The sequence below is a fragment of the Isoptericola sp. NPDC056578 genome, assembly GCF_042793275.1.
In the GTDB taxonomy this organism is placed as follows: domain Bacteria; phylum Actinomycetota; class Actinomycetes; order Actinomycetales; family Cellulomonadaceae; genus Isoptericola.
Map to the genome: position 1 here is coordinate 23,636 of NZ_JBHTVC010000038.1, position 21,530 is coordinate 45,165.

Consider the following 21,530-nt stretch of genomic DNA (forward strand, 5'->3'; position numbering starts at 1 on the left):
GCGCGGCACCGCGGACGCCGACCTGACCGGCCCGGGCGGGCACATAAACTGACCCCGCCGCCCACACCCCTCGCAGGGCCCCTCTCAGGAAGGCACGCATGTCCACGCCCGCACCCACCCCAGAACCCGGCGTCGAACGGCAGAGCCCCGACCCGTTGGACGTCGCGGCGCTCGACGCCGTCGTCGACGAGGCCCTCGCCGCGGTCGCCGCCGCGCGCGACCTGGACGAGCTGAAGGCCGTCCGCACCGCGCAGACCGGGGACAAGAGCCCGCTCGCGCTCGCGAACCGCGCCATCGGGTCCCTGCCGGGGCCGGAGAAGGCCGCCGCCGGCAAGAACGTCGGGCCTCGCCGCGGCCGCGTGAACCAGGCGATCGCCGCGCGCCAGGCGGAGCTCGAGGCCGAGCGCGACGAGCGCGTCCTCGTCGAGGAGACCGTCGACGTCACGCTGCCGACGGACCGTCGCGCCGTCGGGGCGCGGCACCCGATCGAGCTGGTGCAGGAGCGCATCGCGGACTTCTTCGTCGGGCTCGGCTGGGAGATCGCCGACGGCCCCGAGGTCGAGGCGGAGTGGTTCAACTTCGACGCCCTGAACTTCGACCCGGACCACCCGGCCCGGCAGATGCAGGACACGTTCTACGTCGCGGGCGACGGGGACAAGCCGTCCAACCTCGTGCTGCGCACGCACACGTCGCCGGTGCAGTCGCGGTCCCTGCTCGAGCGCGGCGTGCCGCTGTACGTCGCGTGCCCCGGCAAGGTGTTCCGCACCGACGCGCTGGACGCCACCCACACCCCGGTCTTCCACCAGGTCGAGGGCCTTGCGGTCGACAAGGGCCTGACGATGGCGAACCTCGTCGGCACGCTCGACGCGTTCGCGCGGGCCATGTTCGGCCCCGAGGCGCGCACGCGGCTGCGCCCGAGCTTCTTCCCGTTCACGGAGCCCAGCGCCGAGATGGACCTGTGGTTCCCGCAGAAGAAGGGCGGCGCGGGCTGGATCGAGTGGGGCGGCTGCGGCATGGTCAACCCGAACGTGCTGCGCGCGGCAGGGATCGACCCCGAGGAGTACCAGGGCTTCGCGTTCGGGATGGGCATCGAGCGCACGGCGATGCTGCGCCACTCGATCGCCGACATGCACGACATCGTGGAGGGCGACGTGCGCTTCTCCACCCAGTTCGGGACGGAGATCTGATGCCCCGCATCGTCACTGACTGGCTCGGCGAGCACGTCGAGCTGCCGGCGGACCTCACCGCGGAGCAGCTCGCGGCGGCCCTGGTGAAGGTCGGCCTGGAGGAGGAGGAGATCCACCCCGCCGCCGTCACCGGCCCGCTCGTCGTGGGCCGCGTGCTCGCGCAGACCCCGGAGCCGCAGAAGAACGGCAAGACCGTCAACTGGTGCCTCGTCGACGTCGGTCCCGAGCACAACGAGGCGCACGTCAAGGGCGTCGACGACGCCGACGTCCCCGCCGGCGGCGCGCGCGGCATCATCTGCGGCGCGCACAACTTCGGCGTGGGGGACTACGTCGTCGTGTCGCTGCCCGGCACCGTGCTGCCCGGCGGCTTCGCCATCGCGGCGCGCAAGACGTACGGCCACGTCTCCGACGGCATGATCTGCTCGGTGCGCGAGCTCGGCATCGGCGAGGACCACGACGGCATCCTCGTGCTCACGCGCGCAGGCTTCGACGCCGCCGACCTCACGCCGGGCCAGGACGCGATCGCCCTGCTCGGCCTCGGCGACGAGGTGCTCGAGATCAACGTGACCCCGGACCGCGGGTACGCGTTCAGCTACCGCGGCGTGGCGCGCGAGTACGCCCACTCCACGGGCGCGCGGTTCACCGACCGCGGGCTGCCCGAGAACCTCGGCACCACCCCGCCCGCCCCCACGGCCGACGGGTTCGGCGTCGAGGTCGACGACGCGGCGCCGATCCACGGGCAGGTCGGCTGCGACCGGTTCGTCACGCGCATCGTGCGCGGCATCGACCCCGCCGCGCCCACCCCGCCGTGGATGAAGCGTCGCCTCGAGGGGTCGGGGATGCGGTCCATCTCCCTGGCCGTCGACGTCACGAACTACGTGATGCTCGACCTGGGCCAGCCGCTGCACGCCTACGACCTGGACCGGGTCGCGGCGCCGATCGTCGTCCGCCGTGCCGTCCCCGGCGAGCGCCTGACGACGCTCGACGACGTCGACCGCGCGCTGGACGCCGAGGACCTGCTCATCACCGACTCGCCGGCGGGCGAGCGCGGCGCGCGGGTGCTCGGGCTGGCCGGCGTCATGGGCGGCGCGTCGTCCGAGGTGAGCCCCACCACGACCGACGTCCTGGTCGAGGCCGCGCACTTCGACCCGATCACGGTGGCCCGCACCGCCCGGCGGCACCGGCTGCCGTCCGAGGCTGCCAAGCGGTTCGAGCGCGGCGTGGACCCGCGCCTGCCCGCCGTCGCCGCGCAGCGGGTGGTCGACCTGCTCGTGGAGCTGGGCGGCGGCGCCGCGGACGGCGCCGTGAGCGACCTCGACACCACGACCCCGCCCAAGCCGGTGCGGCTCGACGTCAGCCTGCCCACGCGGCTGTCCGGCGTGGAGTACGACCGCGCCACCGTGGTCGGCATCCTCGAGCAGATCGGGTGCACCGTGACGGACGCCGTCGCCGGGGCCAGCGTGGACGCCGTCCGCGTGACGCCCCCGTCGTGGCGCCCCGACCTCACCGAGCCGGCGGCGCTGGTCGAGGAGGTCGTGCGGATCGCCGGCTACGACCAGATCCCGTCCGTGCTCCCGTCCGCCTCGGGAGGCCGCGGCCTCACGCCCGAGCAGCGGGCCCGCCGGTCGGTGGCGCGCGCGCTCGCGGAGGCCGGCCTCGTCGAGGTGCTGTCCTACCCGTTCGTGGGCGAGGCCGACCTGGACGCGCTCGGGCTGCCCGACGACGACGTGCGCCGCACCACGCTGCGCCTGGCCAACCCGTTGGCCGACGACCGGCCGTTCCTGCGCGCGGACCTGCTCTCGACGCTGCTCGAGACCGCACGCCGGAACGTCTCGCGCGGCCTGCCCGACGTGGCGGTCTTCGAGGTCGGCCTGGTCACGCGGCCGACGCCGGGCACCCCGGCCCCGCCGCAGCTCCCGGTGGGCGTGCGGCCGTCCGACGACGACCTGGCGGCACTGGTGGCCGCGGTCCCCGACCAGCCGCGGCACGTCGCGGGCGTGCTCACCGGCCGCGCGGTGCCCGCCGGCTGGTGGGGCGACGGCCGCGCGGCCGACTGGACGGACGCCCTCGACGCCGCGCGCCTCGTCGCCGAGCGCGCGGGCGCGGAGGTCACGGTCCGGGCCGACTCCGGCACGATGCCGTGGCACCCCGGCCGCTGCGCGGCGGTGACGCTGCCCGACGGCGCCGTCGTCGGGCACGCGGGCGAGCTGCACCCGAAGGTGGTCGAGGCCCTGGGCCTGCCCGCCCGGGCGGTGGCGTTCGAGCTCGACCTGGGCGCGCTGATCGCCGCCGGCGGGGACGCCCCGGTCGCGGCCGAGCCGGTGTCGGCGTTCCCCGCGGCGAAGGAGGACTTCGCGTTCGTCGTCGACGCGGGCGTGCCCGCCGCCGACGTGCACGCGGCCGTCGTCGCCGGCGCGGGCCCGCTGCTCGAGGACGCGCGCCTCTTCGACGTCTTCACCGGAGAGCAGGTCGGCGAAGGGAAGAAGTCGCTCGCCTACTCGGTGCGGCTGCGCGCCGCCGACCGCACGCTGACGGCCGACGACGTGCGCGCCGTCCGCGAGGGCGTGGTCGCCGCGGCGACCGAGCGTGTCGGGGCCGTGCTGCGTGGCTGAGCGCGCCGCCGGGTCCGGGCCGCGGGGCGACGTCCCCGCGGCCCGGACCGCGCTCGTCACCGGGGCGAGCCGCGGCATCGGCCGCGCGGTCGCGCTCGGGCTCGCCCGGGCCGGGCTGGACGTCGCGCTCGTGGCGCGGGACGCGGGACGGCTGGCGGAGGTCGCGCGCGAGGTGCGCGCCCTCGGCCGGGTCGCCCTCGAGCTGCCGGCCGACGTCACCGACGCCGCGGCGGTGGCGGCCGCCGTGCGGGCGGCCGAGGCGTCCCCGGCCGACGGGGGGCTCGGGTCGGTGGACCTGCTGGTCAACAACGCCGGCCGCATCGACGCCGAGGTGCCGCTGTGGGAGGCCGACCCGGACGAGTGGTGGTCGGTGCTCGAGACGAACGTCCGGGGCCCGTTCCTGCTCGCCCGGCACGCGGTGCCGGGGATGCTGGCGCGCGGCGGCGGGCGGGTCGTCGACCTCAACAGCGGCGCCGGCTCGCACGACAACGGCGACGCGACCGCCTACAACGCGAGCAAGACCGCGCTGATGCGCCTCGGCGCCGGTCTCCACCTCGCCGGCCACGACCGGGGCCTGCGCGTGCTGGAGGTCGCGCCCGGCGTCGTGCGCACGGACATGACGGGGGCGATGCGCGCCCACGAGGGGCGGACCGAGTGGACGCCCGTCGAGCGGACGGTCGACCTCGTGACGGCATTCGCGCGCGGCGACCTCGACGCCTGCTCCGGCTGGTTCGTCCGCGCCTCGCACGACACCCCGGAGTCGCTGGCACGTCTCGCGCAGGAGGCGTCGGCCCCCGCCGCCCGCCGGCTGCGCGTGCAGCCCGCGGCGGCGGACGACCCGCTGGCCGAGGTGCTCACCGGTCGCTGACCGGGGCACCCCGGCCGGGGCGCGAGCGGCGGGTCAGCGGCGCTCGTCGCGCCAGCGCACCCACTGCTCGACGAGCGACAGGTCGTAGTCGGGCCCGCTCGTGCCGATCGTGAACAGCGTGGCCCCGGCGTCGAGCAGCTTCTGCCCGACCTCCTCGGGCGGCGCGCCCACACCGACCGACCGCTCCACGAGGCGACCGGTGTCGCGCCCGACGGCCTCTCCGTGCTCGTCGAGGATCGCGGACTTGCGGGTCAGGGTGTCGACGTCGCCGAAGGAGTGCCAGACGTCGGCGTGCTCGGCCACGAGGCGCAGCGTCTTCTTCTCGCCGCCCCCGCCGATCAGGATCGGGATCTCCCGCGTCGGGGCGGGGTTGGCGGCCGCGAGCCGCGCCTTGATGCGGGGGAGCGCCGCGCCCAGGTCGGCGATGCGCGAGCCCGCCGTGCCGAACTCGTAGCCGAACTGCTCGTAGTCCTTGGCGAACCATCCGGCGCCGATGCCGAGGATCAGCCGGCCGCCGCTGATGTGGTCGACCGTGCGTGCCATGTCCGCGAGCAGGTCGGGGTTGCGGTAGGAGTTGCAGCTGACGAGGGCGCCGATCTCGACGCGCTCGGTCTGCTCGGCCCAGGCGCCGAGCATCGTCCAGCACTCGTAGTGCTTGCCGTCCGGGTCGCCCGAGAGCGGGAAGAAGTGGTCCCAGTTGAAGATCACGTCGACGCCGGCGTCCTCGGCGCGCCGGACGGCGTCGCGCATCTGGGCGTAGTCGGCGTGCTGCGGCTGGAGCTGGACCCCGATGCGGATCGGGTGGCTGGTCTCGGTCACGGCGCGAGCCTACGACCGTTCGTGCCCGTCGCCGTCACGAGCTCCGCGTGGCGACCACGAAGACGCGGCGGAAGGCCAGGGGCGTGCCGAACGGGTACCTCGGGTAGGCCTCGCGCAGGGCGGCGCCGAGCTCGGCGTCGAACCGGGCGCGCAGGTCGGTGCCGTGCGCGGCGTCGTGCGCGTCGAGCGCGTGCAGCACCGGCTGGGCACCGGTCGCCGAGATCCAGCGCAGCACGGGGTCGTCGCCGTCGAGCACGTGCGTGTACGTGGTCTCCCAGGTGTCGACCGACCAGCCCGGCCGGCCGAGCAGCGCGAGGTACTCGGCGGGGTCGCCGACCGCGCGGCGCTCGACGGGACCGACGACGGCGGCGTACGGCCCGCGCCCGGCGACCTCCCGCAGGGTGCGGTGGCTCGGGGCGTCGTGGTTGCCCGGGACGGAGAAGGCGAAGGTCTGGCGGGCCGTGGCGGCGAGGGCGGGGAGCAGGTCGCGGTGCCCGGGCACCCACTGCAGGGTGGCGTTGCTGATCACGAGGTCGGCCTCGGGCGCGGGGCCGCGTCCGGCGGCGTGGTCGCGCACGTCGGCGAGCTCGTAGCGGCCCCCGGGGTCCGCGGCTCGCGCCTTCTCGATCATCGCGGGGGAGGCGTCGAGCCCCACGAACGTGGCGGCCGGCCACCGCTCGCGCAGCACGGGGGTGAGGTGCCCCGGGCCGCAGCCCAGGTCGACGATGCTCGCCGGGTCGCGCACGACGCGCGCGACGAGCTCGCCGAAGGGGCGCGACCGTTCGTCGGTGTAGCGCAGGTACGCGGTGGGGGACCAGTCGGCCACGACGATTCCTCTCGACATCAAGTCTCTTGATGTCGAGAGACTAGCGCGCAGGCCCCGCACGCACCAGGCTGTCGACGTGGAGCCCGACAGGATCGCGCCGCCAGGCCGCGGCGGGGCGACCCCCGCGACCGTCGTCCCGTACCTCGCCGTGCGGGGGGCGTCCGAGGCGATCGACTCCTGCCGCAGGGCCTTCGGCGCGCAGGAGCGCTTCCGGATCGAGGAGGCCCGTCTCGAGCGCGGGGTCGACGACGGGCCCCAGGAGGGCTGGCGCAATGCGTGGGTGGTGGACCCGTACGGGCACCGCTGGCACGTCTCGAGCCCGACGGCGGGCTGACCGCCACCGGTCAGGGGACCAGGAGGACCTTGCCCGTCGTGCCGCGCCCCTCCAGGGCGCGGTGCGCCTGCGCCGCGTCGGCGAGCGGGAGCCGCTCGCCGATCCGCACGTCCAGGTCGCCCGCGGCGGCCGCCCCCAGCACCTCGGCGGCCCGCCACTCGAGCTCGCCCCGGGTGAGGAGGTAGTGGGCCAGCGTCGGCCGGGTGAGGTAGAGCGACCCGCCGGAGTTCAGCCGCTGCGGGTCGAAGGGCGGCACCTGACCCGACGCCCCGCCGAACAGCACGAGCGTGCCGCGCGGGCGCAGGGACGCGAGCGAGGCGTCGAACGTGGCGCGGCCCACGCCGTCGTACACGACGTGCACGCCGCGCCCGTCGGTGAGGTCCCGCACGACGGCGGGCAGCTCGGTCGCGAGGTCGCCCATCGCCGCGTAGTCGACGGTGTGCGCGGCGCCGGCCGCCGACGACAGGGCCGCCTTCTCGGGCGAGGACACGGTGGTGATGACGCGCCCGCCGCGCGCCACCGCGAGCTGGGTCGCGAGCAGGCCGACGCCGCCGGCGCCGGCCGTGAGGAGCACGTCGTGGCCGGGCCCGACCTCGAAGGTCGACGCGACGAGGTAGTGCGCCGTCATCCCCTGCAGCGGCAGGGCGGCGGCCGTGACGAGGTCGAGGCCCGCGGGGACGCGCACGGCGTTCGCCGCCGGGACGACGGCGAGCTCGGCGTACGAGCCGGGCGCCTCGTTCCAGGCCACCTCGTCGCCGACGGCGAAGCCCTCCACGCCGTCGCCGAGCGCCTCGACCGTCCCGGCGCCCTCGACGCCCACGACGTGCGGGTAGCGCATGGGGTACACGCCCGCCCGGCGGTAGGTGTCGATGAAGTTGACCCCCGCCGCCACGACGCGGACGAGGAGCTCGCCCGCGCCGGGCGCGGGGTCGGGCTGCTCGACGTACTCCAGGACCTCGGGACCACCCGCCGCGCGGGCCACGACTGCGTGCATGCGCCCGAGCCTACGCAGCCGGAGGCCGGTCCAGCCGCTCGCCCGCGCGCACGGGCGCGTCGACCCGGTTGCCGGCCGGGGCGAGCGGGCAGGTCCAGGCGGGGTCGTACCGGCAGGACGGGTGGTACGCCAGGTTGAGGTCGACCACCACGAGGCCGTCGCGCCCGCCGAGGTCGGCACCCTTGGCGGTGTCGAGGACGTACCGTCCGCCGCCGTACGTCTCGCCACCGGCGGTGCCGTCCCGCAGCGGCACGAACAGCCCGCCGCCGTACTGCGCCAGCCACCAGGCGTCGAGCGTGCCCAGCCCGGGGAGCTCGAGCACGCCGACCCGCTCCATCGTCGTCGTGCCGTCCGCGCCCGTGTCGAGCTCGAGCCGCGCCGGCGGCGCCGGACGCAGCGGTACCTCGAAGCGCACGGCCGGGTCGTACGGCCAGTACGGCAGGCCGGTGGCGCGCAGCGGGTCGTCGGCGGGCAGCGGGCTCTGCGGGTGGTCGCGGAAGAGGCCGTCGCGGCCCGCCCGCCACGTCGCGTGCCCGCTCGCGGGGTCGGGCGCCGCGCGGACGGCGGCGTAGAGCTCGGCCACGCTCCGCCGCCAGTCCGCGAGCTCGAGGGCGACCTGCGGCGTCATGCCGCCACCTCGAGCTCGCCGAGCAGGAAGGCGTCGCCGTCGTCGTGGCGCCAGTCCGCGTGCCGCCGCAGGCGCAGCCCTGCGGCCGCGGCCTGCGTCGCCAGCAGGCCCGGGTCCGCGAACGCGTCGTGGTGGGTGGGGAAGGCACGCGGTCCGGGCCCGGGCCCGCCGAACGCCGTGAACGTCGCGGTGACGGCCCGGCCGCCGGGCCGCAGCACGCGCGCCCACTCGCGCAGCACCGCCCGCGGGTCGGGGACCAGGTGCAGGGCCGTGACGCAGGTGACGAGGTCCGCCGACCCGTCGGCCAGGGGGAGGGCGGCGGCGTCGGCCCGCAGCAGGGTCGCGCCTGGCGAGCCGCGGTGGGCGACGGCGAGCATGTCGGGGGACAGGTCGACGCCGGTCAGGCGCAGCGGCCGCGGGGCCAGCGCCACGAGCGCCCGCAGCACCAGGCCCGTCCCCGTGGCGACGTCGAGCACGTCGCGGACGTCGTCGAGCTCGCAGAACGCGGCGACCCGGGCGGCGAGGTCGCGGTGCATGGCGCTCTCGTCGTACGTCGCGGCGCGGGCGTCGTAGGCCGCCGCGACCGCGGCGGACACGTCGTCGGCCGGGGTGTCGGCCAGGCCGTCGGCCGGGGCGTCGGCGGGGAGGTCTGCGGGACGGGAGGTCACGGCCTCGACCCTATGCTTCGCCCGTGACCCGAGACACCCGCGCGCCGTTCATGATCCGTCCCGCGACCGACGACGACTGGCCCGCCCTCTGGCCGACCGTCGAGGCGGTGGTGCGCGAGGGCGAGACCTACGTCTACCCGCTGGACCTCACGAGCGCGCAGGCGCGGGAGATCTGGATGGAGCGCGCCCCGGGCGCGACGGTCGTGGCGGTGGGCGCCGACGGGGCGCTGCTGGGCACGGCCAAGATGGGGCCGAACCGGCCGGGACACGGCGACCACGTGGGCACGGCGTCGTTCATGGTGTCGCCCGCCGCGCGCGGGCTCGGGGTGGGCCGGGCACTCGGCGAGCACGTCGTCGCGTGGCACCGGGAGCAGGGCTTCCGCGGCATCCAGTTCAACGCGGTGGTGGAGTCCAACGAGGTGGCCGTGCGGCTGTGGCGGTCGCTGGGGTTCGAGGTCGTCGGCACGGTGCCGGGCGCGTTCCGCAGCCCGTCGCACGGGTACGTCGGGCTGCACGTGATGTACCTGCCGCTCGTCGGGTGACCCGCGGCGCCCGTGCCGTGAGAAACAGGTCCCGACGCTCTGCATAGGTATGTATAGTGCTGCATATGGTCAGCACTGAGTCGCGCACGTTCCGTGTCGCCGTCGCCGGTGCCTCCGGGTACGCCGGGGGCGAGTTCCTGCGCCTCGCGGCGCGCCACCGCGCGCTGGAGATCGGGGCGCTCACGGCGCACTCGAACGCGGGCGCGCGGCTCGGCGCGCTGCAGCCCCACCTGCGCTCGCTCGCCGACCGTGTCCTCGAGCCGACCACGCCCGAGGCGCTCGCGGGCCACGACGTCGTCGTGCTCGGACTCCCGCACGGGGCGTCCGGGGAGATCGCCGCGCAGCTGCCCGACGACGTGCTCGTCCTCGACCTCGGTGCCGACCACCGCCTCGCGTCCGCCGCCGACTGGGAGCAGTTCTACGGCTCGGCCCACGCGGGCACCTGGCCCTACGGCCTGCCGGAGCTGCTCCACGCGGACGGCGCGGGGCACGTCACCGGGGCCCAGCGCGACCACCTCGCGGGCGCCCGCCGGATCGCCGTGCCGGGCTGCAACGTCACCGCCGTCACCCTCGGCCTGCAGCCGGGCGTCGCCGCCGGCCTGGTCAGCCCGGCCGACGTCGTGGCGGTTCTCGCCAACGGCTACTCGGGCGCGGGCAAGTCGCTCAAGCCGCACCTGCTCGCTGCCGAGGGCCTGGGTTCCGCCGTGCCGTACGCCGTCGGCGGCACGCACCGGCACATCCCCGAGATCGCGCAGAACCTGCGCACCGCCGGGGCGCCCGCGGTGTCGATCAGCTTCACGCCCACCCTGGTGCCCATGTCGCGCGGCATCCTCGCCACCGTCACGGCGCGCCTCGCGCCGGGCCACGAGGACGCCACCGCCGCCGACGTCCGCGCCGCCTGGGCGGAGGCCTACGCCGACGAGCCGTTCGTCGAGCTGCTGCCGGAGGGTCAGTGGCCGACGACGGCCGCCACGCTCGGCGCCAACACCGCCCTGGTGCAGGTCGCCCTCGACCACGCCGCCGGGCGGGTCGTGACCGTCACCGCCATCGACAACCTGGTCAAGGGCACCGCCGGCCAGGCGGTCCAGGCCATGAACCTCGCCCTCGGCCTGCCGGAGACGGCCGGCCTCGTCACCGAAGGAGTCGCACCGTGAGCGTCACCGCAGCGCAGGGGTTCCGGGCCGCCGGGATCACGGCCGGACTCAAGGCCTCCGGGACCCCCGACCTCGCCCTCGTCGTCAACGACGGCCCGCAGCACGCCGCCGCCGCCGTCTTCACGAGCAACCGTGTGGTCGGCGCGCCGGTGATGTGGTCGCGTCAGGCGATCAAGGACGGGGTCGCCCGCGCCGTCGTGCTGAACTCGGGCGCCGCGAACGTGTGCACCGGCCCGGGCGGGTTCCAGGACTCCCACGCCACGGCGGAGAAGGTCGCCGAGGTGCTCGGGATCGGCGCGATCGACGTCCTGGTGGCCTCGACCGGCCTCATCGGCGTGCGCCTCGCGGCCGAGAAGCTCCTCGCCGGGATCCCGGTCGTGGCGGAGTCGCTCGGGTCGGACGAGGCGTCGGGCACGAGCGCCGCCACGGCCATCATGACCACGGACTCGGTCCCGAAGACGGCGGTGCGCACGATCGAGACGCCGTCCGGCACGGTGACGGTGGGCGGGATGGCCAAGGGGGCGGGAATGCTCGCTCCCGCGCTCGCCACGATGCTCTGCGTCATCACGACGGACGCCGTCGTGGACGCCGGGACCACCGACGCGGCGCTGCGCGCCGCGACCCGCACGACGTTCGACCGGGTCGACTCCGACGGCTGCATGTCCACGTCCGACACCGTGGTGCTGATGGCGTCGGGCGCGTCCGGGGCGACGCCGGACGACGCCGCGTTCGCCGAGGCCGTGACCGCCGTCTGCGCCGACCTGGCGCGCCAGCTCGTGGCCGACGCGGAGGGCGCGTCCCACGACGTCGCGATCACGGTCACGCACGCCACGAGCGAGGACGCCGGCCTGGCCGTCGCCCGGGCCGTGAGCCGGTCCAACCTGGTCAAGGCCGCGATCTTCGGCAACGACCCCAACTGGGGCCGGATCCTGTCGCAGGTCGGCACGGTCCCGGAGGACGTCGCGCCGTTCGACCCGCTGGAGCTCGACGTCAGCGTCAACGGCGTCATGGTGTGCAAGGCGGGCGGGGCGCACGAGTCGCCGGAGAACGTGGACCTCGCCGCGTCGCGCGACGTCGACATCACGATCGACCTGCACGCCGGGAACGCCGAGGTCACGCTGTGGACCAACGACCTCACCCACGCGTACGTGCACGAGAACAGCGCGTACAGCTCATGAGCAGCGACGTCGTGAACGGGCTCGCGCCCGAGCAGAAGGCCGAGGTGCTCCTCGAGGCGCTGCCGTGGCTCCAGGAGTTCGCCGGGGCGCTCGTCGTCGTCAAGTACGGCGGCAACGCCATGATCGACGGCGAGCTCAAGGCCGCGTTCGCGCAGGACATGGTCTTCCTGCGCCAGGTGGGGCTGCGGCCCGTCGTCGTGCACGGCGGCGGCCCGCAGATCAACGCCATGCTGGAGCGCCTGGACATCCACAGCGAGTTCCGCGGCGGCCTGCGCGTCACCACGCCCGAGGCGATGGACGTGGTGCGCATGGTGCTCACGGGCCAGGTCTCGCGCGAGCTCGTCGGCCTCATCAACGCGCACGGCCCGCACGCCGTCGGGATGTCGGGGGAGGACGCCGGGCTGTTCCGCGCCGCCCGCCGCCACGCCGTGGTCGACGGCGAGCCGGTCGACGTCGGCCTCGTGGGCGACGTCGTGCAGGTGGACGCCGGGGCGGTGCAGGACCTGCTCGACGCCGGCCGCATCCCGGTCGTGTCGACCGTCGCGCCCGACGTCGACGACCCGACCCAGGTGCTGAACATCAACGCCGACACGGCCGCCTCCGCGCTCGCGGTGGCGCTCGGCGCGAGCAAGCTCATCATGCTCACCGACGTCGAGGGCCTGTACACGTCGTGGCCCGACAAGGACTCCCTCGTCGAGGAGATCTCCGCGCCGGACCTCGCGGCCCTCCTGCCGAGCCTGACGTCCGGCATGGTGCCCAAGATGGAGGCGTGCCTGCGCGCCGTCCAGGGCGGCGTGCCGCGCGCCACCGTGATCGACGGCCGCCAGCCGCACTCCGTGCTCCTGGAGGTCTTCACCACCCGCGGCAACGGCACCATGGTCGTGCCCGCGCCGACGGCCACCACCACCGATCCCACTGCGAGCAAGGAGGCAGGCGCGTGAGCGACACCCTGCAGTCGGTGAGCGGAGGCGCCCTCGCCGACGCCTCGAACGCCGCCTGGACCGATCGCTACACCCATGCGGTGATGGACACGTTCGGCCCGCCCCAGCGTGTGCTGGTGCGCGGCGAGGGCGCCTACGTGTGGGACGCGGACGGGCGGCGCTACCTCGACCTGCTCGCCGGGATCGCGGTGAACGCGCTCGGCCACGCGCACCCCACCCTCACGGCGGCGATCAGCGCGCAGCTGGGCACCCTCGGGCACGTGTCGAACTTCTTCGCCACGCCCACCCAGATCGGCCTGGCCGAGCGGCTCCTGCACCTCGCGGGCGCGCCCGAGGGCTCCCGGGTGTTCTTCACCAACTCGGGCACCGAGGCGGTGGAAGCGGCGTTCAAGATGGCGCGCCGCAACCGTTCCGACGGACCTGGCGACGACGGCACCCGCACCCGCGTCCTGGCCCTGGAGGGCGGCTTCCACGGCCGGTCGATGGGCGCCCTCGCCCTCACGGCGAAGGCCGCGTACCGCGAGCCGTTCGAGCCGCTGCCCGGCGGCGTCGAGCACGTGCCGTTCGGCGACACCGCCGCCCTCGACGAGGCGTTCTCGCCGGAGGCCGTCGCGGAGCGGGGCGGCGTCGCGGCGCTCGTCGTCGAGCCGCTGCAGGGGGAGGCCGGCGTGCGGCCGCTGCCCCCGGGCTACCTGGCGCACGCCCGGCGGCTCACCGCCGAGGCGGGCGCGCTGCTCGTCCTCGACGAGGTCCAGACGGGCGTCGGCCGCACGGGCTCCTGGTTCGCGTTCCAGCAGCCGGAGATCGGCGGCGGCGTCGTGCCCGACGTCGTCACCGTGGCCAAGGGTCTCGGCGGCGGCTTCCCGGTGGGTGCCGCGATCGCGTTCGGCGAGCGCGCCGCGACGCTGCTCGGCCGTGGCCAGCACGGCACCACCTTCGGCGGCAACCCCGTCGCGGCCGCCGCCGGGCTGGCGACGCTCGGCGTCATCGAGCGCGACGGCCTCCTCGAGAACGTCCGCCGCGTCGGCGAGGTGCTGCGGACCGAGATCGAGGCGGCGGGCAACCCGCTCGTCGCCGGCGTGCGCGGGCAGGGTCTCCTGCTCGCCGTCCAGCTCACCCGGCCCGTCGCGGCCGACGTCGCGGCGGCGGCCCTCGAGGCGGGCTTCGTCGTCAACGCCGTCGCCCCGGACGCGATCCGCCTGGCCCCGCCGCTGATCCTCACGGCCGAGCAGGCGCGCGACGTCGCCCGGTTCTTCGCCGCCGTCACCGTCCCCGCCTCGACGCCCGTCGACCAGCCCGTTGAAGGGAAGCCCTGATGCCCCGCCACTTCCTCCGCGACGACGACCTCACCCCGGACGAGCAGCGCGAGGTCCTCGAGCTCGGCATGGCGTTCCGGGAGGACCGGTTCGTGCGCACGCCGCTCGCGGGCCCGCAGGGCGTCGCCGTGCTGTTCGACAAGCCGACGCTGCGCACGCAGGTCTCGTTCTCGACCGGCGTCGCCGAGCTCGGCGGCTTCCCGGTGATCGTCGACGGCCGCCTCGCCCAGGTGGGCGTGCGCGAGTCCGTCGCGGACGTCACGCGCGTGCTCGACCGTCAGGTGTCGGCCATCGTGTGGCGCACGTTCGGCCAGGAGCGCATCGACGAGATGGCCGCCGTCTCGCGGGTGCCGGTCGTCAACGCGCTCACCGACGGCTTCCACCCGTGCCAGATCCTGGCCGACCTGCTGACGGTCGCGCAGCACCGGGGCGGCATCTCCGCCCTGGCCGGGCAGCGGCTCGCGTACGTCGGGGACGCCGGCAACAACATGGCCGCGTCGTACCTGCTCGGCGGCGTCACCGCCGGCCTCCACGTCGCCGTGGCCGGCCCCGAGGGCTATCTCCCGCCCGAGGACGTCGTCGCCCGCGCCCGGGAGATCGCCGCCACGACCGGTGGCTCGGTGACGGTCACGACCGACGTCCGGGAGGCGGTCGCCGGGGCCGACGTCGTCGCGGCGGACACGTGGGTCTCCATGGGGGACGAGGACGAGGCCGCCGAGCGGCTCGCCGCGCTCGACGCCTACCGCGTGGACGACGCGCTGCTGGCCGCCGCGGCCGACGACGCGATCTTCCTGCACTGTCTGCCCGCCTACCGCGGCAAGGAGGTCAGCGCCTCGGTGATCGACGGCCCGTCCTCCGTCGTCTGGGACGAGGCGGAGAACCGCCTGCACGCGCAGAAGGCGCTGCTGACCTGGCTGCTGGAGCACCGGTGAGCGCGGCGGACGGGGCCCCGTCGGGCCAGGTCGCGGGCCCGACGACGAAGGCCGCCCGGCACGCGCGGATCGTCGAGATCGTGCGGCGCACGGCGATCCACTCGCAGGCCGAGCTGGCCCGCGAGCTCGCCGACGCGGGCGTCAGCGTCACGCAGGGCACCCTGTCGCGCGACCTCATCGAGCTGCGGGCCGAGAAGGTGCGCAACGCGGCAGGGGCGCTCGTCTACGCCGTGCCCGGCGAGGGCGGCGACCGCAGCGTGCAGGCCGCGGGCGTGGGGGAGCACGACGTCGAGTACGTCGCCGCGCGTCTCGCCCGGCTCTGCAACGACCTGCTCGTGTCGGCGGAGGCGTCCGCCAACCTCGTGGTGCTGCGCACGCCCCCCGGCGCGGCCAACTACCTCGCGTCCGCGATCGACCACTCGGTCTTCCCGGGCGTCCTCGGCTCCATCGCGGGCGACGACACGATCCTCGTGATCGCCCGCGACCCGCTCGGCGGCGACGACCTGGCCCGGCGCTTCCTCGAGCTGACCGGGCCCTGACCCGGTCCGGACGACGCGGGACCGTGGCCCCCACGGTCCCGCACTGCCAGACTTGACCCGAACCCCCTCGCAAGAAAGAGAACTGTGATGACTGATCGCGTCGTGCTCGCCTACTCGGGCGGCCTGGACACCTCCGTGGCCATCGGCTGGATCGCCGAGGCCACCGGGGCCGAGGTCGTGGCCGTGGCCGTCGACGTCGGCCAGGGCGGCGAGGACATGAACGTCATCCGCAAGCGCGCGCTCGACTGCGGCGCCGTCGAGGCGTACGTCGCCGACGCGCGCGACGAGTTCGCGGCGGAGTACTGCATGCCCGCGCTCAAGGCCAACGGGATGTACCTCGACCGCTATCCGCTGGTCTCCGCGATCTCCCGCCCGGTGATCGTCAAGCACCTCGTGCGCGCCGCGCGCCAGTTCGGTGCGACGACCGTCGCGCACGGCTGCACCGGCAAGGGCAACGACCAGGTCCGCTTCGAGGTCGCGACGACGTCGCTGGCCCCGGACCTCAAGTCCATCGCCCCGGTGCGCGACCTCGCGCTCACGCGCGAGAAGGCCATCGACTACGCGGAGCGGCACGACCTGCCGATCGCGACCACCAAGAAGAACCCGTTCTCGATCGACCAGAACGTGTGGGGTCGCGCGGTGGAGACCGGCTTCCTCGAGGACATCTGGAACGAGCCCACCAAGGACGTCTACTCCTACACGGACGACCCGACGTTCCCGCCGGTCGCCGACGAGGTCGTCATCACCTTCGACCAGGGCGTGCCGGTCGCGCTCGACGGCGTCGCCGTGACCCCGCTGCAGGCGATCCAGGAGATGAACCGCCGCGCCGGCGCCCAGGGCGTGGGCCGCATCGACATCGTCGAGGACCGCCTCGTGGGCATCAAGTCCCGCGAGATCTACGAGGCGCCCGGTGCCGTCGCGCTCATCGCCGCGCACCAGGAGCTGGAGAACGTCACGCTCGAGCGCGAGCAGGCCCGCTTCAAGCGGCAGGTCGAGCAGCGCTGGACCGAGCTGGTCTACGACGGCATGTGGTTCTCCCCGCTGAAGAAGAACCTCGACACCTTCGTCGACGAGACCCAGAAGTACGTCTCCGGCGACATCCGCATGGTGCTGCACGGCGGCCGGGCCACCGTGACCGGCCGCCGCTCGGAGTCGAGCCTGTACGACTTCAACCTCGCCACCTACGACGAGGGCGACTCGTTCGACCAGTCGCACGCCCGGGGCTTCATCGAGATCTACGGCCTCGCCGCCAAGCAGGCCGCGGCCCGTGACGAGAAGTTCGGCAACGGCGTGGACTTCGGCGTCGGGGAGTTCTGACGTGGGCTCCGAGGTCACGCCGGGCGCAGGGCCCGGCGCGGTGACGACGCAGGGCGACAACGTCTCCCTGTGGGGCGGCCGGTTCTCCGGAGGCCCGTCGCCGGAGCTGCAGGCGCTGTCCCAGTCGACGCACTTCGACTGGGTGCTCGCGCCGTACGACATCCGCGGCTCCCGGGCGCACGCCCGCGTGCTGCACGCGGCGGGCCTGCTGACCGACGACGAGCTGGCCGGCATGCTCGACGCGCTGGACGTCCTGCTGGCCGACGTCCAGTCGGGTGCGTTCCTCCCGGTGCTGGGCGACGAGGACGTGCACACGGCCCTCGAGCGCGGCCTCATCGAGCGCGCGGGCACCGAGCTCGGCGGCAAGCTCCGCGCGGGCCGCTCGCGCAACGACCAGATCGCCACCCTCGTGCGGCTTTACCTGCGCGACCAGGCGCGCGTCGTCGTGCGGCAGGTGCTCGACGTCGTGGACACGCTCATCGTGCAGGCGCAGGACGCCGGCGAGGCCGTGATGCCGGGCCGCACGCACCTGCAGCACGCCCAGCCGGTGCTGCTGGCGCACCAGCTCCTGGCCCACGCGTGGCCGCTGCTGCGCGACGTCGACCGGCTCGTGGACTGGGACGTGCGCGCGGCACGCTCGCCCTACGGGTCGGGGGCGCTCGCGGGCTCGTCGCTGGGGCTCGACCCGGCGGCGGTCGCGACCGAGCTCGGCTTCGACGGCCCGGTGGAGAACTCGATCGACGGCACGGCCGCGCGCGACGTCGTCGCGGAGTTCGCGTTCGTGTCCGCGATGGTCGGGATCGACCTGTCCCGGCTCTCGGAGGAGATCATCCTCTGGAACACGAAGGAGTTCGGCTTCGTGCGGCTGGACGACTCGTGGTCGACCGGGTCGAGCATCATGCCGCAGAAGAAGAACCCCGACATCGCGGAGCTCGCCCGCGGCAAGGCGGGCCGGCTCGTGGGTGACCTCACCGGGCTGCTCACCACGCTCAAGGGCCTGCCGCTGGCGTACAACCGTGACCTGCAGGAGGACAAGGAGCCGGTCTTCGACCAGGTCTCCACCCTCACGGTGCTGCTTCCTGCGTTCGCGGGCATGGTCCGCACCCTCACGTTCGACACGGCGCGGATGGCCGAGCTCGCCCCGCAGGGCTTCTCGCTGGCCACCGACATCGCCGAGTGGCTGGTGCGCGAGGGCGTGCCGTTCCGGGTCGCGCACGAGGTGGCGGGCGCCTGTGTCCGGGTCTGCGAGGAGCGCGGCATCGAGCTGTGGGACCTCACGGACGCCGATCTCGCCGCGATCTCCGAGCACCTGACCCCGGGGGTGCGCGAGGTGCTGAGCGTCGAGGGCTCCGTGGGGTCGCGCGACGGCGTCGGCGGCACGGCGCCCGCGCGGGTCACCGAGCAGGTGGAGGCCGCCAAGGAGCGCTCGGCCGAGTTCCGCATCTGGGCGGACAGCTGAGCGGATCCGTACCGACGTCGGCCGCCCCCTCTCCGGAGGGCGCGGCCGACGTCGTCCGCGGTGCGGGTCGTCCGGCAGGGAGAATGTCCGACGTGACGACGACCGACCTCGAGGAGGGACAGGCGTGACGGTGCCCGACGACGTCCTGGGGCGACTGGTGTCGCGCGTGCGCGCGACGCCGCCCAGGCTGCCCGCCCGGGGAGCGGACCGGCCGGAGGAGGGGACTCGGCTCGTGGTCGTGGACGGCCCGGCGGGCTCGGGCAAGTCGTCGTTGGCCGCGCAGCTCGCACGGGTTCTGCCCGCGCAGGTGGTCCACATGGACGACCTCTACGACGGCTGGTCCGGGCTGGCCGCCGGCGTCGAGCGGCTGCACGAGCAGGTCCTCGGCCCGCTCGCCGCGGGCGAGGACGGCCGCTACCAGCGCTACGACTGGGAGAGCGGCGGGTACGCCGAGTGGCACGACGTCCCGCGCGCGCCGTACCTCGTCGTGGAGGGCTGCGGGGCCGGGGACCCGAGGGTCGACGACGTCTCGGCCCTGCTCGTGTGGGTCGAGACCGACGACGCGCTGCGGCTCACGCGCGGCCTCGCGCGCGACGGCGAGGAGGCGCAGGGCCACTGGAAGGCGTGGATGGCGGCGGAGAGCGCGCTCTACGCGGCGCACCGGACCGCGCGCCGCGCCGACGTGCGCCTGGACGGTTGGGGTCAGGTCACGTGGCCGACGCACGGGATCTGACGGTGCGGGGCGGCGAGCGGGACGCCGTCGTGCCGCCGCGCGAGTGGTTCGCGCGGGACGTCCGGCTCGTCGCGCGGGACCTGCTCGGCGCGCTGCTCACCCGCCGCACGCCCGACGGCGCCGTCACCCTGCGGATCACCGAGGTGGAGGCGTACGCGGGCACGGCCGACCCGGGGTCGCACGCGTTCCGGGGTGAGACGGCGCGCAACCGCACGATGTTCGGCGAGCCCGGACACGTCTACGTGTACCGGCACCTGGGGCTGCACCACTGCATGAACGTCGTGTGCAGCCCGCCGGGCGAGGCGTCGGCGGTGCTGCTGCGGGCGGGCGAGGTGGTCGGGGGAGCGGACCTCGCCCGCGAGCGGCGCGCGGCGGCGGGCGTGACGCGGTCCGACGTCGACCTGGCGCGCGGCCCGGCGCGGCTCACGGTCGCCCTGGCGATCGACCGGGACGACGACGGCGCGGACGTCACGGACCCGGACGGCGACCTGGTGCTGCGGGTGCCCGACCGTACCGCCGACCGTGCCGCCGACCGTGCCGCCGATGAGGTCGCGACGGGTCCCCGCGTCGGCGTGAGCGGCGAGGGAGGCCGGGCGGACCGGTTCCCGTGGCGGGTGTGGCTGGCGGGCGACCCGACGGTCTCGCCGTACCGGGCCGCGGAATCCCGGCGCCGACGGCGGTAGGCGTCGGGCACACTAGGAGGGCGGCCCGACCGGGTCGCGATCCCTTTCCCCGAGGAGCACACGGTGACCGACGTTCTCGACGAGCTGCACTGGCGAGGCCTGGTGGCGCAGTCCACCGACGAGGCCGCGCTGCGTTCTGCGCTGGCCGAGGGACCCGTCACCTATTACGCGGGCTTCGACCCGACGGCGCAGAGCCTGCACGTCGGGCACATGGTCCAGCTGCTGAACATGCGTCGGCTCCAGCTCGCCGGGCACCGTCCTCTTGCGCTGGTCGGCGGGGCCACGGGGCTGATCGGCGACCCGCGCCCGACCATGGAGCGTTCGATGCAGTCGCGCGACGTCGTCGCCGGCTGGGTGGACCGCATCCGCGCGCAGATCGAGCCGTTCCTGGACTTCGAGGGGCCGGCGGCCGCGCGCATGGTCAACAACCTCGACTGGACCGGCGCCATGTCGGCGATCGACTTCCTGCGCGACGTGGGCAAGCACTTCCGGGTGGGCACGATGCTCGGCAAGGACATCGTGGCCCGGCGCCTGCGGTCGGACGAGGGCATCAGCTACACCGAGTTCAGCTACCAGGTGCTGCAGGGCATGGACTTCCGGGAGCTGTACGAGCGCCACGGGTGCACGCTGCAGCTCGGCGGCAACGACCAGTGGGGCAACCTGCTGTCCGGGGTCGAGCTGATCCGCAAGACGGACGGCGCGGCCGTGCACGCTCTGACGTCGCCCCTCATCACCAAGGCCGACGGCACCAAGATGGGCAAGTCGGAGGGCGGGGCGGTCTGGCTCGACCCGGAGCTCACGAGCCCGTACGCCTTCTACCAGTTCTGGGTGAACACCGCGGACGCGGACGTCGTGAAGTACCTCAAGGTCTTCACCTTCCGGTCGCGGGAGGAGATCGAGGCGCTCGAGGGCGAGGTGGCGGAGCGCCCCTTCGCCCGCGAGGCGCAGCGGGCGCTCGCCGGCGACCTCACCACCCTGGTGCACGGTCAGGCGGCGACCGACGCCGTCATCACGGCGAGCCAGGCCCTCTTCGGGCGCGGCGAGCTGCAGGGACTGGACGCGGGGACGCTCGGCGCCGCCGTCGCGGAGCTCCCGCGCACGACGGCGAAGGCGGGCGACCTCGTCGTCGACGCCTTCGTGGGCTCGGGCCTGGTCGCGTCGAAGGCCGCCGCGCGCCGCGCGATCGGCGAGGGCGGGGCCTACGTGAACAACACCAAGGTGGAGTCCGAGGACGCGGCCCTGCGCACCGAGGACCTGCTGCACGGCCGCTACGCCGTCCTTCGTCGCGGCAAGCGGACCCTCGCGGTGGCCGTCGCGGAGTGATGCCCCGCGTGCTGTCGTCCGCGTGATGTCGAGGGCCCCGGGGGAGCGCGAGCTCCCCCGGGGCCCTCGCCGCACGTCGAGCGCGGCCCGCACGGCGTCGACGGCCGCACCAGATCGTGCGACGTCCCGGTATTCCTGCAGGTCAGAGCGCGATTTGGCGCCCCGGCCGGAGTGTGTGTAATGTTCTGGTCGTTCGCCCGACAGGGAGAACGGACACCGAGGAGACAGCCGCGAGGCTGGGTACCGGTGGCCGGCCCGGGGCGGACACCCGAATCCTTCTTCACGAGGTCGACTAGTGCGCCCTCGTTCGGGACCGGGACGTTCGAACCGACACGCCGGGCCAACGGCCGGGAGTTGACGGGGAAGAACGAACCGAGTAAGGTTGAGGGGTTGCCCCGGCGGGGTCGGAACGGTTGGTTCTGGTTCTGCGGTGTGCGTCGGTTGTTTGAGAACTCAACAGTGTGTTTGATAGTCAAT

General features: G+C 74.8%; 21 protein-coding genes. 16 read left to right on the top strand and 5 right to left on the bottom strand.

What is annotated here, in order from left to right; genetic code table 11:
* Positions 1 to 98 precede the first annotated feature (98 nt).
* The 3 genes from pheS to ACFQ80_RS14975 are packed head-to-tail and all read left to right on the top strand — an operon-like array spanning position 99 to position 4,667.
* Positions 99 to 1,187 carry a phenylalanine--tRNA ligase subunit alpha gene (gene pheS, locus ACFQ80_RS14965; protein WP_430552231.1) on the top strand — a complete coding sequence of 363 codons (1,089 nt, stop codon included), beginning with the start codon at positions 99 to 101 and terminating at the stop codon, positions 1,185 to 1,187.
* The gene (pheT, locus tag ACFQ80_RS14970; protein WP_430564213.1) at positions 1,187 to 3,799 is read left to right on the top strand and encodes a phenylalanine--tRNA ligase subunit beta; all 2,613 of its coding nucleotides are present in this window, start codon (positions 1,187 to 1,189) and stop codon (positions 3,797 to 3,799) included. Before pheS ends, pheT begins: the two co-directional genes overlap by 1 nt.
* Positions 3,792 to 4,667 (top strand): SDR family NAD(P)-dependent oxidoreductase, encoded by an 876-nt coding sequence (locus tag ACFQ80_RS14975; protein WP_430564214.1) that lies wholly within the window; start codon positions 3,792 to 3,794, stop codon positions 4,665 to 4,667. The genes pheT and ACFQ80_RS14975 overlap by 8 nt, the downstream gene beginning before the upstream one ends.
* 33 nt (positions 4,668 to 4,700) lie before the next feature.
* On the opposite strand, the gene ACFQ80_RS14980 is transcribed toward ACFQ80_RS14975, so the two are convergent.
* Together ACFQ80_RS14980 and ACFQ80_RS14985 are read right to left on the bottom strand one after the other, a co-directional pair.
* The gene (locus ACFQ80_RS14980) at positions 4,701 to 5,486 is read right to left on the bottom strand and encodes an LLM class F420-dependent oxidoreductase (protein WP_430552228.1); all 786 of its coding nucleotides are present in this window, start codon (positions 5,484 to 5,486) and stop codon (positions 4,701 to 4,703) included.
* A 34-nt stretch (positions 5,487 to 5,520) separates the two neighbouring features.
* On the bottom strand, positions 5,521 to 6,312 hold the full coding sequence (locus tag ACFQ80_RS14985; RefSeq protein ID WP_430564215.1) for a methyltransferase domain-containing protein: 792 nt from the start codon (positions 6,310 to 6,312) through the stop codon (positions 5,521 to 5,523).
* Positions 6,313 to 6,388: 76 nt separating this feature from the next.
* Between ACFQ80_RS14985 and ACFQ80_RS14990 the strand changes: the two genes are divergently transcribed.
* Positions 6,389 to 6,646: a hypothetical protein gene (locus ACFQ80_RS14990; protein WP_430564216.1), complete on the top strand. Its 258-nt coding sequence runs from the start codon at positions 6,389 to 6,391 to the stop codon at positions 6,644 to 6,646.
* Between the two features lie 10 nt (positions 6,647 to 6,656).
* Here the strand turns inward: ACFQ80_RS14990 and ACFQ80_RS14995 are convergent, their stop codons facing one another.
* The 3 genes from ACFQ80_RS14995 to ACFQ80_RS15005 are packed head-to-tail and all read right to left on the bottom strand — an operon-like array spanning position 6,657 to position 8,936.
* The gene (locus tag ACFQ80_RS14995; RefSeq protein WP_430564217.1) at positions 6,657 to 7,640 is read right to left on the bottom strand and encodes a quinone oxidoreductase family protein; all 984 of its coding nucleotides are present in this window, start codon (positions 7,638 to 7,640) and stop codon (positions 6,657 to 6,659) included.
* Positions 7,641 to 7,650: 10 nt separating this feature from the next.
* Entirely contained in the window at positions 7,651 to 8,268 is a 618-nt protein-coding gene (locus tag ACFQ80_RS15000; RefSeq protein WP_430564218.1) for a DUF1684 domain-containing protein, read from the bottom strand.
* Entirely contained in the window at positions 8,265 to 8,936 is a 672-nt protein-coding gene (locus tag ACFQ80_RS15005) for a class I SAM-dependent methyltransferase (protein ID WP_430564219.1), read from the bottom strand. The genes ACFQ80_RS15000 and ACFQ80_RS15005 overlap by 4 nt, the downstream gene beginning before the upstream one ends.
* 23 nt (positions 8,937 to 8,959) lie before the next feature.
* Here ACFQ80_RS15005 and ACFQ80_RS15010 point away from each other — a divergent pair, with 23 nt between their 5' ends.
* The 12 genes from ACFQ80_RS15010 (at position 8,960) to tyrS (ending at position 21,053) form a co-directional block, all read left to right on the top strand.
* A complete protein-coding gene (locus ACFQ80_RS15010; RefSeq protein ID WP_430564220.1) occupies positions 8,960 to 9,478 on the top strand; it encodes a GNAT family N-acetyltransferase in 519 nt (172 codons plus the stop codon).
* Positions 9,479 to 9,543: 65 nt separating this feature from the next.
* On the top strand, positions 9,544 to 10,632 hold the full coding sequence (gene argC, locus ACFQ80_RS15015) for an N-acetyl-gamma-glutamyl-phosphate reductase (protein WP_430564221.1): 1,089 nt from the start codon (positions 9,544 to 9,546) through the stop codon (positions 10,630 to 10,632).
* Positions 10,629 to 11,810 carry a bifunctional glutamate N-acetyltransferase/amino-acid acetyltransferase ArgJ gene (gene argJ / locus ACFQ80_RS15020; protein WP_430564222.1) on the top strand — a complete coding sequence of 394 codons (1,182 nt, stop codon included), beginning with the start codon at positions 10,629 to 10,631 and terminating at the stop codon, positions 11,808 to 11,810. Before argC ends, argJ begins: the two co-directional genes overlap by 4 nt.
* Positions 11,807 to 12,751, top strand: coding sequence for an acetylglutamate kinase (argB, locus tag ACFQ80_RS15025; protein ID WP_430552220.1), 945 nt, complete (start codon positions 11,807 to 11,809; stop codon positions 12,749 to 12,751). Before argJ ends, argB begins: the two co-directional genes overlap by 4 nt.
* A complete protein-coding gene (locus tag ACFQ80_RS15030) occupies positions 12,748 to 14,067 on the top strand; it encodes an acetylornithine transaminase (RefSeq protein WP_430552219.1) in 1,320 nt (439 codons plus the stop codon). Before argB ends, ACFQ80_RS15030 begins: the two co-directional genes overlap by 4 nt.
* Positions 14,067 to 14,999, top strand: a complete 933-nt coding sequence (argF, locus tag ACFQ80_RS15035) for an ornithine carbamoyltransferase (protein ID WP_430564223.1) — start codon at positions 14,067 to 14,069, stop codon at positions 14,997 to 14,999. Before ACFQ80_RS15030 ends, argF begins: the two co-directional genes overlap by 1 nt.
* On the top strand, positions 14,996 to 15,538 hold the full coding sequence (locus ACFQ80_RS15040; protein ID WP_430564224.1) for an arginine repressor: 543 nt from the start codon (positions 14,996 to 14,998) through the stop codon (positions 15,536 to 15,538). Before argF ends, ACFQ80_RS15040 begins: the two co-directional genes overlap by 4 nt.
* 87 nt (positions 15,539 to 15,625) lie before the next feature.
* Positions 15,626 to 16,855, top strand: a complete 1,230-nt coding sequence (locus tag ACFQ80_RS15045) for an argininosuccinate synthase (protein ID WP_430552216.1) — start codon at positions 15,626 to 15,628, stop codon at positions 16,853 to 16,855.
* Position 16,856: 1 nt separating this feature from the next.
* On the top strand, positions 16,857 to 18,314 hold the full coding sequence (argH, locus tag ACFQ80_RS15050; RefSeq protein WP_430564225.1) for an argininosuccinate lyase: 1,458 nt from the start codon (positions 16,857 to 16,859) through the stop codon (positions 18,312 to 18,314).
* A 124-nt stretch (positions 18,315 to 18,438) separates the two neighbouring features.
* The gene (locus ACFQ80_RS15055) at positions 18,439 to 19,047 is read left to right on the top strand and encodes a uridine kinase (protein WP_430564226.1); all 609 of its coding nucleotides are present in this window, start codon (positions 18,439 to 18,441) and stop codon (positions 19,045 to 19,047) included.
* Complete coding sequence (locus tag ACFQ80_RS15060; protein ID WP_430564227.1) at positions 19,026 to 19,730, top strand: DNA-3-methyladenine glycosylase; 705 nt, start codon at positions 19,026 to 19,028, stop codon at positions 19,728 to 19,730. The genes ACFQ80_RS15055 and ACFQ80_RS15060 overlap by 22 nt, the downstream gene beginning before the upstream one ends.
* Before the next feature lie 63 nt (positions 19,731 to 19,793).
* Complete coding sequence (gene tyrS, locus ACFQ80_RS15065; protein ID WP_430564228.1) at positions 19,794 to 21,053, top strand: tyrosine--tRNA ligase; 1,260 nt, start codon at positions 19,794 to 19,796, stop codon at positions 21,051 to 21,053.
* Positions 21,054 to 21,530 lie beyond the last annotated feature (477 nt).